General features: G+C 69.8%; 11 protein-coding genes and 1 pseudogene. 9 read left to right on the forward strand and 3 right to left on the reverse strand.

Annotated elements, in window-relative coordinates; genetic code table 11:
* Positions 1 to 7 precede the first annotated feature (7 nt).
* The 8 genes and pseudogenes from ABZV40_RS38810 (at position 8) to ABZV40_RS38845 (ending at position 7,845) form a co-directional block, all read left to right on the forward strand.
* Positions 8 to 466: a VOC family protein gene (locus tag ABZV40_RS38810; protein ID WP_355453774.1), complete on the forward strand. Its 459-nt coding sequence runs from the start codon at positions 8 to 10 to the stop codon at positions 464 to 466.
* A 25-nt stretch (positions 467 to 491) separates the two neighbouring features.
* Complete coding sequence (locus tag ABZV40_RS38815) at positions 492 to 1,097, forward strand: amino acid synthesis family protein (protein ID WP_355453777.1); 606 nt, start codon at positions 492 to 494, stop codon at positions 1,095 to 1,097.
* A complete protein-coding gene (locus ABZV40_RS38820) occupies positions 1,094 to 1,942 on the forward strand; it encodes an alpha/beta hydrolase (protein ID WP_355453780.1) in 849 nt (282 codons plus the stop codon). The genes ABZV40_RS38815 and ABZV40_RS38820 overlap by 4 nt, the downstream gene beginning before the upstream one ends.
* Entirely contained in the window at positions 1,939 to 3,567 is a 1,629-nt protein-coding gene (locus ABZV40_RS38825) for a bifunctional 3-(3-hydroxy-phenyl)propionate/3-hydroxycinnamic acid hydroxylase (RefSeq protein ID WP_355453783.1), read from the forward strand. The genes ABZV40_RS38820 and ABZV40_RS38825 overlap by 4 nt, the downstream gene beginning before the upstream one ends.
* Positions 3,564 to 3,884, forward strand: a complete 321-nt coding sequence (locus tag ABZV40_RS38830) for an NIPSNAP family protein (RefSeq protein WP_355453786.1) — start codon at positions 3,564 to 3,566, stop codon at positions 3,882 to 3,884. Before ABZV40_RS38825 ends, ABZV40_RS38830 begins: the two co-directional genes overlap by 4 nt.
* Complete coding sequence (locus ABZV40_RS38835) at positions 3,881 to 4,267, forward strand: carboxymuconolactone decarboxylase family protein (RefSeq protein WP_355453789.1); 387 nt, start codon at positions 3,881 to 3,883, stop codon at positions 4,265 to 4,267. The genes ABZV40_RS38830 and ABZV40_RS38835 overlap by 4 nt, the downstream gene beginning before the upstream one ends.
* Positions 4,268 to 4,433: 166 nt before the next feature.
* Complete coding sequence (locus tag ABZV40_RS38840) at positions 4,434 to 5,888, forward strand: APC family permease (protein ID WP_355453792.1); 1,455 nt, start codon at positions 4,434 to 4,436, stop codon at positions 5,886 to 5,888.
* A 35-nt stretch (positions 5,889 to 5,923) separates the two neighbouring features.
* Positions 5,924 to 7,845 (forward strand): annotated as a pseudogene (locus tag ABZV40_RS38845) (primary-amine oxidase).
* On the opposite strand, the gene ABZV40_RS38850 reads toward ABZV40_RS38845, so the two are convergent.
* Entirely contained in the window at positions 7,828 to 9,369 is a 1,542-nt protein-coding gene (locus ABZV40_RS38850) for an alpha/beta fold hydrolase (protein ID WP_355453795.1), read from the reverse strand. The pseudogene ABZV40_RS38845 and the gene ABZV40_RS38850 sit on opposite strands and share 18 nt — an antisense overlap.
* A gap of 10 nt (positions 9,370 to 9,379) precedes the next feature.
* Complete coding sequence (locus ABZV40_RS38855) at positions 9,380 to 10,864, reverse strand: alpha/beta hydrolase (protein WP_355453798.1); 1,485 nt, start codon at positions 10,862 to 10,864, stop codon at positions 9,380 to 9,382.
* Positions 10,865 to 11,150: 286 nt separating this feature from the next.
* Between ABZV40_RS38855 and ABZV40_RS38860 the strand changes: the two genes are divergently transcribed.
* A complete protein-coding gene (locus ABZV40_RS38860) occupies positions 11,151 to 12,761 on the forward strand; it encodes a cellulase family glycosylhydrolase (RefSeq protein WP_355453801.1) in 1,611 nt (536 codons plus the stop codon).
* A gap of 244 nt (positions 12,762 to 13,005) precedes the next feature.
* Here the strand turns inward: ABZV40_RS38860 and ABZV40_RS38865 are convergent, their stop codons facing one another.
* A complete protein-coding gene (locus ABZV40_RS38865; protein WP_355453804.1) occupies positions 13,006 to 13,563 on the reverse strand; it encodes an NADPH-dependent FMN reductase in 558 nt (185 codons plus the stop codon).
* Between the last annotated feature and the right edge of the window lie 64 nt (positions 13,564 to 13,627).

Consider the following 13,627-nt stretch of genomic DNA (forward strand, 5'->3'; position numbering starts at 1 on the left):
AACGCTCATGGTCACACCGTCGATCGTCCGCACCCACCTGTCGCTGTTCGTGCGCGACCCGGAAGCGTCCGCGCAGTGGTTCGCGGACGTGCTGAACATGAAGATCACCGCGCGCGGACCGCAGTGGGTGTTCCTCTCCTTCGGCCGCAAGCACCACGACCTCGCGCTGATCCGCGCGGAGGAGGGCGCGCAGCAGGGCGGCCTCGGCCTGCAGCACTACGGCCTGGAGGTCGAGGGCGACCTCGACGACCTGCGTCGGCTGTACGGCATGTTGCTGTCCAAGGGGGTCAAGGTCGTCAAGACCACCGACCACAAGGTGGGGTTCGGCCTCTACTTCGAGGACCCCGACGGCAACCGGTTCGAGTTCTTCGTCGAGACCGTCACCGACGACGAGGAAGGACAGCGCGTGCTGGGCGAGCACAACGCGCCCAGCGAGCCGGTGGCGCTCGACCCGCTCTACACCTGACCCGCCAGAGGAGACGGAAAAACCCATGCCAGAAGCGAACTTCGGGCCCTACCACGTCCGCAAGTGGTTCACCCACGTCGAGGACGTGCTGGCCACCGAGACCGGGCAGCTCGCCGACGGGGCCTCGGTCCGCAGGATCGTCATCGCCGCCGCGGTGCACAACCCGTACGCGGGCCGGTTCGGCGCGGACCTGAGCGACATCGTGGCCAAGTCCGACCAGCTCGGTCACGAGGTCGGCCGGCGGGCGGTCGAGGCGGCGGGCGGCGGCGTGCCGATCCAGAGCTACGGCAAGGCGTGCGTCGTCGGAGTCAACGGCGAGTACGAGCACGGCAACGCGTTCCTCACGCAGTTGTTCGCCGATCCGGTGCGCGACGCCGTCGGTGGCGGCAAGTCCTGGGTGCCCTCCAGCGGCAAGGTCGCGGCGGCCGGCACGACCATCGACATCCCGTTGGCGCACAAGGACGCGCTGTACGTGCGGTCGAACTACGACACGATCTCGATCGGCTTCGGGGACGCGCCCCGGCCGGACGAGGTCGTCATCGCCTTCGCCTTCGCCTCCCGCGGCAGGCTGCACGCCCGGCTGGGCGGTCTCACCGCGGACGAGGTGCAGGGCGTGGACGGCCTGCGATGAAACCCACCAGCCACCTGGTGTCCCTCAACGGCCTGGTCCACCACTACCTGGAGTGGGGTGACGCGGAGGCACCGGCCGTGCTCCTGCTGCACGGACTGCGCAGCTACGCCCAGACGTGGGAACCGGTCGCGGAGGTGCTGAGCCGCACGCACCGCGTCATCGCGCCGGACTTCCGCGGCCGCGGCGACAGCGCGTGGGACCCGGAACGCCAGTACTTCACCGGCGCCTACCTCGGCGACGTCGAAGGCCTGGTCGCCCACCTCGGGCTCACCAGGTTCGGCATCGTCGGGCACTCCATGGGCGGCACGGTCGGTTACGCCTACGCGGCAAGGCATCCCGGCCAGGTCGAGGCACTGGTCGTCGAGGACATCGGGCCGGGGTCGTCGACCGAGACCGAGGGTGCCGACCGGATCCTGCGGGAGCTCGCCGCCACGCCGGACGGGTTCGCCTCGCTCGACGAGGTCCGCGCCTACTGGCGCCGGATCCGCCCGGACATCACCGAGGACGCGCTCGCCTCCCGCATCGAGCACACCGTGCGGTCCCGTGCCGGCGGCGGGTGGGAGTGGAAGTCGGACATGGCCGGGATCGCCGAGGCCAGGCGCGGCGGTGATCCCGGCCGGTCGGTCGACCTGTGGGCGTGCGTCGCGGCGTTGCGGTGCCCGACCCTGGTCCTGCGCGGCGCCCGTTCGGACTTCCTGCCGGTGGACACGTGCGTGCGCATGGCGGAGCGGCAGCCGTTGCTGCGGTGGGCCGAGATCGACGACGCCGGCCACTACGCCCACGACGACAACCCCGCGGAGTTCGTCGAGCACGTCACCGACTTCCTCACCGGAATCACGCGATGAGCGGCGTGCCGCCGGCCTCGGTGCCGGTCGTGATCGTCGGCGCGGGGCCCGTCGGGGTCACGGCGGCGAACCTGCTCGGCGGCTACGGCGTGCCGACGTTGATCATCGACCGGGAGACCGAGATCGTCGACTACCCGCGGGCCGCGGGCGTGGACGACGAGAGCCTGCGCACGTTCCAGACCGCCGGGCTGGTGGACGAGATCCTGTGCGGCACCATCCAGAACGTGCCGCTGAAGCTCTTCGACGGCTCGGGACGCTGCCTCGCGGACATCCGCCCCGCCGCGCAGGAGTTCGGCTGGTACAAGCGGAACATCTTCATGCAGCCGCGGGCGGAGGCCGTGCTGCGCCGCGGTCTCGCCCGCTTCCCGCACGTGCAGGTGTTGCTGGGCACCGAGATGCGGCAGCTGCGGCAGGACGCCGACGGCGTCACGCTCGACCTGATCACCGGCGGCGGTGAGCGGCACGAGGTCCGCGCCGAGTACGTGATCGCGGCCGACGGTGGCCGCAGCCCGATCCGCACCCAGCTCGGCATCGCGTTGGAAGGCAAGACGCACGAGCGCAAGTGGGTCGTGATCGACTGCGCCAACGACCCGCTCGACGCGCCGTACACCGCGTTGCACTGCGATCCGCGCCGACCGTACGTGTGCGCGCATCTGCCCGATGACCACCGCCGTTGGGAGTTCATGCTCTTTCCCGGCGAGGACGCGGACGAGATGCTCGCCCCCGACCGCGTCAACGACCTGCTGCGCCACCACGTGCGTGATCCAGGTGTGGTGGAGGTGATCCGGGCGCGGGTGTACACGCACCACTCCCGCATCGCCGAGCGTTTCGTCGAAGGTCGCGTCGCGCTGGCGGGCGACGCGGCGCACCTGATGCCGCCGTGGGCCGGGCAGGGCATGAACACCGGTATCCGCGACGTCACCAACCTGTGCTGGAAGCTCGCCGCGATCATCCAGGACAAGGCCGACGAGTCGTTGCTGGACACCTACGACCTGGAACGCCGCCCGCACGCCCAGGCCATGATCGACCTCTCCACGACGCTCGGCCGGATCATCAGCCCCACCCGCCGCTCGGTGGCCCGCGCACGCGACCTGTTCCTGCGCACGGCCGCCGTGGCCGGGCCGGTCAAGCGGTGGACGCTGGAGATGCGGTTCAAGCCGGTTCCCCACCACCGCAACGGTTTCGTCGTGCCGGAGCGGCCTGCGACCGAACTCCCCGGCGTCGGGCGCATGATGGCCCAGCCCGCGGTGGAGACCGCGGACGGCACGTGCCACCGGCTCGACGACGTGCTCGGACCGTGGTTCGCGGTGATCGGGTTCGAGTGCGACCCGCTGGCCGGCCTGACCGCCGCGGAACTGTCCGTGGTGGACCGGTTCCGGCCGCGGGTGATCAAGGTCGTGGAGTCGCGGGCGGGCCGCAGGCACCACGAAAAGCGTTGTGTTGCCGGCGAAACCGTCGTCGTCGAGGACGTCCACAACGAACTGCGGGCCTGGTTCGAGGCACGCGGCCGGGACGTCGTGCTGGTCCGGCCCGACCGCTACGTGGCGGCGATGACGACCGCCGCCGACTTCGGGGCCGCCCTCGTGCTGCTCGCCGGTCAGCTCGTCGGAAGCAGGGTGCCGTGATCGTCGAACAACGGGACTACGTGCTCGTGCCCGGCGGGGTGCCGCGGTACCTCGACGAGTGGCACCGCACCGGACGGGCGCCGCAGGTCCGTCACCTCGGTGCGCCGCTCGGTGTCTACACCGTCGACGTCGGCGGCCTGAACACCCTCGTCTACCTCTGGCAGTACGACGACTTCTCCGACCGGGCGGCACGGCGTCAGGGTCTCGCCGCCGATCCGGACTTCGCCCTCTTCCGCGGCAACGTGCGGACTCTGCTGGTGAGCCAGGCCAGCCGCGTTCTGCTGCCCGCCGCACGCACAGAAAGTCCTCCACCATGAGCGAAGCGCAACGCTATCTCGACGACATGGTCGCCCGACGCGGTTATGTGCTCGACTACCACAAAGTGATGGCCGCAAACGACCTGCCGGTGCTCAAAGCCGCCGATGATCTCGTCGGCGCGGCCTATCTGGAACAGCGCACGCTGGGCCGTGACGTCAAAGAGCTTCTTTTCATCCTCAGCCTGACCGTCCTGCGAGCGGACAAGGCGCACATCAAAAGTCACATACGGGTCGCACTTGACATCGGTGTTTCACCGAAGGAAATCCTGGAAGCCATCGAGATCGCGCTGCCGGAGGCCGGTGTCGTGGCGTTCCAGCACGGGTTCGACGCCTGGCGAGAGGTGGTCGGCGCGCCGCGCCTGGAACCGTCCGTGACCGCCTGAGCGATTTCTGTCCTGAGTGGATTCGCGCATTGCGGACCGTCGCGAAAAGTGTTGACATCACGCAATCCCGCGATCAGGATCTGTCCATTAAACGTACGCCATGTTCGGATATCGTACAGCCGGAGGAAGTGGTCCGGCGCCCTCTCCACACCCCGCGGGAGCCGAGATGAGCGATAATCCCAGTGCTTCACCAGGACACGCCAAGATCACCATGTCCGGTGTGCTGGCCCAGTCCGTCGGATTCATGGGCCCGGTTTTCTCCGTGGCCACGTTGCTGCCACTGGTCGTCGGCCTGTCGGCCACCGGTCGCGGCGCCGGTGTCGCCACGCCGATCGCACTCGTCATCGCCGGCGTCGGGATCTTCGGTGCCGGCTGGGTGATCGCCCAGTACGCCAAGCGAATCCACCTGTGCGGCTCGCTGTACGAGTACATCTGCGACGCCTTCGGCCCGCGTGCCGGCATCGTCGCCGGGTGGCTGTACTACGGCGCGATGGCGGTGCTGGCGGCGGCGACGTTCCTGGCGCTCGGCGGGCAGACCGAGGAGTTCCTGCGCAGCGCGTTCGGTGTGGACGTCGCCTGGTGGGTGCTCGCACTCGTGTTCGTCGCGCTCGTCATGGCCGCCGTCGTCATCGGGGTGCACGTGTCGGTGAAGGCGCAGCTGGCCCTCGTGCTGATCTCCGCGGCGATCGTGGCGGTCTTCGCGGTGTGGGTCATCGCGAAGGGAGGCCAGGGCGGCACCAGCTTGTCGGCGACGCCGTTCAACCCGTTCGCCGTCGACGGGCTCGGGCTGCTCTACGGCGTGCTCTACAGCTTCAACATGTACATCGGGTTCGAGTCCGCCGCGAACCTCGCCGAGGAGACCGACGACCCGAAGCGGCACGTCCCCCGTGCGGTGCTGTGGTCGCTCACGATCTGCGGCGCCTACTTCATCCTCACCTCGTACTCCCAGGCCGTCGGCTTCGGCCTCGACGCGGAGGCGTGGAAGGCGAGCGTGTTCCCGTTGCAGGCACTCGCTTCCAGCCCCGAGTTCGGCTCGACGTGGTTCGGCGACCTCGTGTTCGTGATCATCATCCTGGACGTCGCCGCGGTCGCCATCGGCGTCTGCGTGGCGGCGACCCGCGGGCTGCTCGCCATGGCCAGGGCGGGACGCCTGCCCGCCGCCCTCGCGACGACGCATCACCGCCGCCGGACCCCGGTCGTCGCGGCCGGCCTGCTCGCGGTCGTGTCCGTGGCCGCGATCGTGCTGGTGGCGCTCACCGACGGCCTGTTCTCCCGGGCCACCGGGCAACCGGACGTGCTGCAGCCCCAGTGGGCGCCGATGTTCGGGTGGATGGCCGGGTTCGCCGGCGCCGGACTGGCCCTGATGTACCTCGCCATGTGCGTCGCGGGTGCACGCGGCCTGTGGCACGAGGTGAACCGCACCAAGCTGGTCCTGGCAGCCACCGCCGGTGTGCTGGTCGCGGCAGGTGCCGTGTTCGGCGCGGTCTACAAGGCCGCCAGCCCGCTCGACACCGTGCCGTGGGCGCTCGGTGCCTGGATCGCCGCCGGGGTGATCTGGTCCCTGGTCGTCACCTCGCGCCGTCCCGCACTGGCGCTCGAGGACGAACCGCGCCCAGCCTGAACAAGCACCTCCAGTTCCCCACCCAGAGGACGATCATGAGCCCACACCCGCCGCTCAGGCACCCCTACGACCCGCTCACCCCGGACGAGATCACCACCGCCGTCGCCGCCGTGCGCGAACATCGCAGTGAGCTTACCGAAGCGCGGTTCCCGGTCGTGCGCACGGATCTGCCGGACAAGCAGGTCGTGCGGGACTGGACACCGGGCGCGCCGGTCGCGCGCTCCGCGTTCCTCGTCGTCTACGACCGCGCGGACGCCGCCACCTACGAGGCCACCGTCGACCTGGCCACCGGTGAGATCACCCGCTGGCAGCACGTCCCCGACGTCCAGCCGGGCATCATGATCGAGGAGATCCTGGAGCTGGAGGACATCGTCCGCAAGGACCCGGCCGCCGTGGCGGCACTCGCCCGGCACGGCGTGCACGACCTGGACCTGCTGCAGATCGACCCGTGGTCCACCGGCACGCTGCCGGTCGACGGGGTGTCGGCGAAGCGGCGGATCATGCGGGCCAGCGCCTACGTCCGCGAGTTCGGAGAGGACAACGGCTACGCGAGGCCGGTGGGCAACCTGGTGTTCGTCATCGACTGCAACGAGAAGTCGGTCGCCGCGATCCAGGAGGGCGAGGTGATCCCGCTGCCGCCGGAGAGCGGCAACTACGACGCCGGCAGCGTCGGCCCGCTGCGCACCGACCTCCGGCCGCTGGAGATCACCCAGCCGGAAGGACCGTCGTTCACGGTCAGCGGCAACGTCATCGAGTGGCAGCGCTGGCGCCTGCACGCGCACATCGACGCCGTCGAGGGCCTCGTGCTCAGCGACGTGTCCTATCTGGACGGTGACCGGCGGCGTTCGGTGCTGCACCGCGCGGCGATCAGCGAGATGGTCGTGCCCTACGGCGACACCAGCGACGACTTCTACTTCCGCAACGTGTTCGACGCGGGCGAGTACAACCTCGGCAAGACCGTCGGGTCGCTGTCGCTCGGCTGCGACTGCCTCGGCGAGATCCGCTACCTCGACGCCGTGCTCTCCGACGAGTCCGGCACGCCGCAGACGATCACCAACGCGATCTGCATGCACGAGGAGGACTACGGAATCCTCTGGAAGCACTGGAACTTCCGCTACGCGGGCGCGCCGGAGGTCCGCCGGTCCCGCCGGTTCGTCGTCTCCGCCATCCACACCATCGGCAACTACGAGTACGGCTTCTTCTGGTACCTCTACCTCGACGGCACCATCCAGTTCGAGAGCAAGCTGACCGGCATCGTGCAGACCCGCGCCATCGCGCCCGGCACGACACCGGAGTTCGGCACGCTCGTCGCGCCGCAGCTCGACGCGCCCAACCACCAGCACCTGTTCAACATGCGCCTGGACCTGGAGATCGACGGACCGGGCAACACGGTGCTGGAGGTCGACGCCGTCGGCCTGCCCATGGGCCCGGGCAACGAGCACGGCAACGCATCGTCGCCCGCAAGACCCAGATCACGAACGAACGCGACGCCCGCCGCGCGTGTTCGCCGCAGACCGCCAGAACGTGGAAGGTGGTCAACCCCAACGTGGTCAACCGCTTCGGCGAGCCCGTCGGCTACAAGCTCGTGCCGTTCGTCGGCCCGACCCTGCTCGCCGCGCCGGAGAGCGACCTGGCCCGGCGCGCCGAGTTCGCCCGCCACCACCTGTGGGTCACCCGCTACGACCCGAAGGAGCTGCACGCGGCGGGCGACTACCCGAACCAGCACCCCGGTGACGGCATCGGCACCTGGGTCCGGCAGGAACGCGACCTCGTCAACACCGACGTCGTGCTCTGGCACACGTTCGGCACCTCGCACCTGCCTCGGCCGGAGGACTGGCCGATCATGCCGTGCGAGTACGTCGGGTTCTCGTTGAAGCCGGCCGGGTTCTTCGACCGGAACCCGTCGTTGGACGTGCCGCCGCCCGGTCACGGCACGGCTTCACACTGCCATTCCTGAACGTCCGGCCAGGTGCTGCGAGGCCGCCGCGGGTGCGGCCTCGGCAACGCTGACGGTCGCCGGCGGAGCGGTCGGGTAGACCGCGGCGCAGTGCGTGCCGGGCGCGGGCGTGACGAGGTCGATCAGGTACCGGTCGGTGTGGGCCTGCATGCAGGGGCTCTGCCAGTACTGGGCGTGGCCGACGCCGTCGTAGCTCAACAGCACGGAGTTGCGGATCTGCCTGGCCGCGGCGAAGTTCCACGCCGACGGCGTCCCGACGTCGGCGGCGGACTTCAGGATGAGGATCTTCGGCGCGTCGCGGATCGACAGCCGGTGCTGCGGGTTGTTGACCTTGCCGGGCCAACCGAGGCACTGGGTGACGTCGGACCAGTACCCGATGAGCTTCGTGTGCGGGGCGACCGCGGCGGCCTGCTCGCGGAACGCCTTGAGGTCGCGGTAGCCGTTGACCCGCCACTTCCAGTCCCCGCACCAGATCGCCTGGTTGGAGTTGCCCGCGAGCTCGCCCGTGGCCGCCGTCTTGGTCATCGGCGACGGCGCGGTGCCGCTGCCTTCCGACAAAGAGCGCAGCCGAGTGGCGATGCCGTACCAACTGCTCGACGGGCCGTACATCGCCCTGAACAGCTCGTTGCGCAGCGCATTCGCGGAGATCACCTGTCCGGTGCCGGGGTCGGTCAGCGTGCCCGCCTCGGCCTTGGCGTGCAGCGCGTCCCAGCGGGCACGGACGTCCTGGCCGTGCAGCGGGCAGTTCGCCGTGCGGGCGCACCAGTCCGCGAAGGCGTTGAACGACGCCTCCAGATCAGCGCTGGCGGTGGTGAGGTAGCGCCCGGCCGAGGTGATGCTGTGGTCCATGTTCGAGTCGAGCGCCATGGCACGAAGGCGGTTCGGGAACAGCTCGGCGTACTGCTGTCCCACCTGGGTGCCGTAGGAGGTGCCGTGGAGGCTGATCTTCTCCTCGCCGAGCGCGGCGCGGATGGCGTCCAGGTCGCGGACGGCGCTGAGCGTGTCCACGTGGTCGAAGACCGGGCCGGTGTGCCTGCGGCAGTCGGCGCCGAGTTTCGCGTTGTACGCCAGCAGGTCCTGGTACGCCTGCTCACTGGACGGGTAGTCCGCGGGCCACCGGTTGAGGAGATCCACGCTGCACTTGACCTCGTTGCTGCGACCGACACCGCGCTGGTCCCAGGTGACGACGTCGAACCGCTTGCTCAGCTCGCCGGTGCTCAACCTGCTGCGCCCCAGGGTGAAGATGTCGATCCCGGACTGCCCGGGACCGCCGGGGGCGAGGAACAGCACGCCGATCCGGTGCTCCGGCTCGGTGGCCTTCACCCGGCCGATGACGACGCCGAGCTTCTCGCCGTCCGGGTCGTTCCAGTCGACGGGCACCTGCACCGTGGCGCACTCGCCCGGCTTGCCCTCCTGGCACGGCGCCCAGCTCAGCGCCGGGGCGACCGCGGCCTGACCGGTGCCGGCGAGGGTCGACAGCGCGACCGCCGACACCAGTGCCGAAACGAACAGACGCCTGAACACATGTCCTCCGTCAGATGAGAGAGCGCTGGGCCGTCATCGGTGGCGCCGTCGGGTACTCCGCGGCGCAGTGGGTGCCGGGCGCGGGCGTGACGAGATCGGTCAGATACCTGTCGACATGGGCCCGTGCGCAGCTGCTGAGCGTGTACTGGCCATGACCGACACCGTCGTAGGTCAGCAGCACGGAGTTGCTGATCTGCTGCGACACGGCGACGTTCCACGCGTGCGGCGCCGCGACGTCGGCGGCGGAGGTCATGATCAGGATCTTCGGCGCGTTCGAGATCGACAGGCGGTGCTGGGGGTTGGTCACCTCGGCCGGCCAGCCGAGGCAGGTGGCGACGTCGTTCCAGAACGGGCTGAGCTTCGTGTGCGGGGCGAGCGCGGCGGCCTGCTCGCGCAACGCCCGCAGCTCGCGGTACCCGTCGACGCGCCACTTCCAGTCCTCGCACCAGATCGCCTGGTAGCTGTTGGCACCCAGCTCCTCCGCCGCGGTGGTCCCGCTCGTCGCGGCGGCCCCGGTCTTCGTGCCCGCGGCGAGCGAGCGCAACCGGGTCGCGAAGGCGTACCAGCGGCTCGACGGGGTGAACATCGCACCCAGCAGCTCGCCGCGCAGCCCTTCCGCGGAAAGCGCTTGCCCGTTGTCCGGGTCGGTGAGCGTGCCCGCCTCGGCCTTGGCGTGCAGCGCGTCCCAGCGGGCGCGCACGTCCTGGCCGTGCAGCGGGCAGTTCGCCGTGCGGGCGCACCAGTCCGCGAAGGCGTTGAACGACGCCTCCAGGTCCGCTGTGGCCGTCGCGAGGTAGTGGCCGGGCGAGGTGATGCTGTGGTCCAGGTTGGACCCGATCGTCACGGCCCGCAGCCTGGCCGGGAACGACTCGGCGTACTGCTGCGCCACCTGCGAGCCGTAGGAGGAGCCGAAGAGGCTGATCTTCTCCTCACCGAGCGCACCGCGGACGGCGTCCAGGTCGCGCACCACGTTCGTGGTGTCCAGGTGGTCGAACAACGGCCCGGTGTGCTTGCGGCAGTCGGCGCCGAGCTCGGCGTTGTAGGCCACCAGGTTCCGGTACTGCTGCTCGTTCGCCGGGTAGTCGCCCGGCCGTCGCGAGAGGATCTCGGCGCTGCACCTGACCTCGTTGCTGCGACCGACACCGCGCTGGTCCCAGGTGACGATGTCGAACCGCTTGCGCAGCTCGCCCGTGGTGAGCTTGTTGTCGCCCAGCACGAAAAGGTCGATCCCGGAACCGCCGGGGCCACCGGGGGCGACGAACAGCACCCCGATCCGGTGCTCCGGCTCGGTGGCCTTCAACCGTCCGATGGCGACGCCGACCTTCTCGCCGCTCGGGTTGTTCCAGTCGACCGGCACCTGCACGGTGGCGCACTCACCCGGCTTGCCTTCCTGGCAAGGGGACCAGGCCGGAGCCGCCGAGGCTTCTCCGGCGCCGGCGAGCACCGACATCGCGACCACCGGCACCAGCGCGGAAACGAACAAACGCCTGAACACGGATCCTCCGCCAAGAGAAAACCATTGGGACCGAATGGCTTTGACAGGAAGAAGCTACTGGCGCGCCAAGATCGCCGAGAAGGTCACGCCGCTGCTTTTCCGAAGATCCCGGAATCGGTTCAACCGACGGCGGTTACCGCCTTCCGGCCCTTGACGAGGCAGCGCTACTCCGAACGCCGTCTTGACCGCGGATGGCCGGATCTGGAGTCTGGGAGCGCTCCCAGAACGGCGCGATCTGGGACAGCCCCAGCACAGCGGCGTGAGCGTCGTGCTCAAAGGAGAGCGGATGAAGCGGCGGAACGAACTTCTGGGCGCCCTGATCGCGGCCGCGGTGGCCGTGAGCGCAACGGTCGCCATCAACACCGCAAGCCAGGCCACGCAGGCGGTGGACGCGACGGGCGGCACCGGCACGGGATACCTGCACACCAGCGGGAACAAGATCCTGGACAGCACGGGCGCGACGGTCCGGCTGACCGGCCTCAACTGGTTCGGCATGGAGACCGACAACAAGACCTTCCACGGCCTGTGGGCCAGTCGCACGTGGCGCCAGCAGCTCGACCAGATGGCGCAGCTGGGCTACAACACCCTGCGCGTCCCGTTCTCCAACGACGCGCTGAAGCCCGACGCCAAGGCCACCGGCATCAACGACTACACCAATCCCGACCTGGTGGGCCTGTCGCCGTTGCAGATCCTCGACAAGGTGATCGGCTACGCGGGCCAGAAGGGCATGCGGATCATCCTCGACCGGCACCGGCCGACCAGCGCCGGGCAGACCGCCCTCTGGTACACGGCGAGCGTGCCGGAGTCCACCTGGATCAACGACTGGAAGATGCTCGCCCAGCGCTACGCGGGCAACACCACGGTGATCGGCGCCGACCTGCACAACGAGCCGCACGCCGAGGGCACCAACCCGGCCGCGACCGGCTCGTGCTGGGGCTGCGGCGACACCACCCGCGACTGGCGGCTCGCGGCCGAGCGCGCGGGCAACGCCATCCTGTCCGTGCAGCCGAACTGGCTGATCTTCGTCGAGGGCGTGAGCTGCCCGAGCGGCGGGCTGTCGAACGTGTGGGACGGCGACCCGTCCAACGACGAGGACTGCGGCTGGTGGGGCGGGAACCTGTCGAAGGCGGGCCAGTTCCCGGTGCGCCTGTCCGTGCCCGGCCGGCTCGTCTACTCGCCGCACGAGTACGCCACCTCGGTCTACAACCAGCCGTGGTTCAGCGCACCCGACTACCCGGCGAACCTGCCGGGGATCTGGGACAAGTACTGGGGTTACCTCTACAAGCAGAACACCGCGCCGCTCATGATGGGCGAGTTCGGCACGACGCTGGCCAACCCGGTCGACAAGGTGTGGCTGGAGAAGCTCATGGCCTACACCGGGACCGGTGTCAACGGCATCTCGTTCACCTACTGGTCGTGGAACCCCAACTCCGGTGACACGGGCGGCATCCTCAACGACGACTGGACCACGGTCAACCAGGCGAAGCAGAGCATCCTTCAGCCCTACCTCATCCCGCCGGCCGGTGGTTCCGGTCCGACGACGACCACCACGACCACGACCACGACCACCGGCGGAGGCGGCACGGGTGGGTGCAAGTCGGCCTGGAAGCTCGACAACTCGTGGCAGGGCGGTTTCCAGGGCTCGCTGACCGTCACCAACACCTCGACGAGCGCCGCCAACCCGTGGACGGTCGCGTTCACGCTGCCCGCCGGGGTCACCATCAACAACGGCTGGAACGGAACGTTCACCCAGTCCGGCAGCACGGTCACCGTGACCGCGCCGTCGCACGCCCCGTCGCTGGCTCCCGGGGCGTCGGTGTCGCTCGGCTTCACCGCCAACGGCACGACGAGCGCGCCTTCGGCCGTGACGCTCAACCAGGCGGCCTGCACCGCGTAAGTGACTGCGGTGGCCGGCATGGGCACAGCCGTCCCGGTCGTCGCCGCGGTGGCGGCGTGGTGCTGCCTGCTGCCGCGCTACTACCTGAAAGTGCCGGGGAGCAGGGTCTGGACGGTCCTGCTCCTCGGCACGTTGACGCCGTGGGGTGCTCGTTCTGCCTCCTCTGAACGCACGCGGGGCCCTTTCGTGCGCTACGAGCGAACGAAAGCTCCCCGCGTGCACTCCGCGAACGCGGTAGAGCGCGTCAGACGGTGGCGTTCGTGCGGGCGGCCAGGCCCTCGATGACCGCGGTCAGCTTCTCGGTGACCTCGGGGTCGTCGACCGGGTGCAGCTCGGCGAAGCGGACCACGGAGCTGGGGATCGACAGCGTCAGGTCCTCGGCGACCGCGGCGCCGGCGATGGAGGCCGCCTTGCGGGCCTCGTCCTGCGCCCACACGCCGCCGTACTGGCCGAACGCGGTGCCGACGACGGCGACCGGCTTGCCGGCCAGGGCGCCCGCACCGTAGGGACGCGACAGCCAGTCGATGGCGTTCTTCAGCACTGCGGGGATGGTGCCGTTGTACTCGGGCGAGACCAGAAGCAGGGCGTCGGCCTCGGCGGCGGCCTCGCGCAGCTTCACGGCGGCGGCGGGCACGCTGCCCTCCACGTCGACGTCCTCGTTGTAGAACGGCACGGAGTCCAGGCCCTCGTACACGCTGACCTCGATGTGCTCCGGCGCGACCTGGACCGCGGCCTCGGCGAGCCTGCGGTTGGTCGACGCGGCGCGGAGGCTGCCGACGAGGGTGAGGATGCGGACTGCCATGGAGTACTCCCGGTGCAGGTGGTGAAACGGGTCGTCAGGCTAAACGGGTCGCGTCCCGCTTATC

It is taken from the genome of Lentzea sp. NPDC004782 (assembly GCF_040609115.1).
GTDB lineage: Bacteria > Actinomycetota > Actinomycetes > Mycobacteriales > Pseudonocardiaceae > Lentzea.

What these genes read in the sequence shown, in the direction of transcription:
- ABZV40_RS38860 (WP_355453801.1), top strand. Translation starts at nt 11,151, where the DNA reads ATGAAGCGGCGGAACGAACTTCTGGGCGCCCTGATCGCGGCCGCGGTG.
- ABZV40_RS38820 (WP_355453780.1), top strand. Translation starts at nt 1,094, where the DNA reads ATGAAACCCACCAGCCACCTGGTGTCCCTCAACGGCCTGGTCCACCAC.
- ABZV40_RS38840 (WP_355453792.1), top strand. Translation starts at nt 4,434, where the DNA reads ATGAGCGATAATCCCAGTGCTTCACCAGGACACGCCAAGATCACCATG.
- ABZV40_RS38825 (WP_355453783.1), top strand. Translation starts at nt 1,939, where the DNA reads ATGAGCGGCGTGCCGCCGGCCTCGGTGCCGGTCGTGATCGTCGGCGCG.
- ABZV40_RS38810 (WP_355453774.1), top strand. Translation starts at nt 8, where the DNA reads ATGGTCACACCGTCGATCGTCCGCACCCACCTGTCGCTGTTCGTGCGC.
- ABZV40_RS38835 (WP_355453789.1), top strand. Translation starts at nt 3,881, where the DNA reads ATGAGCGAAGCGCAACGCTATCTCGACGACATGGTCGCCCGACGCGGT.
- ABZV40_RS38815 (WP_355453777.1), top strand. Translation starts at nt 492, where the DNA reads ATGCCAGAAGCGAACTTCGGGCCCTACCACGTCCGCAAGTGGTTCACC.
- ABZV40_RS38865 (WP_355453804.1), bottom strand. Translation starts at nt 13,563, where the DNA reads ATGGCAGTCCGCATCCTCACCCTCGTCGGCAGCCTCCGCGCCGCGTCG.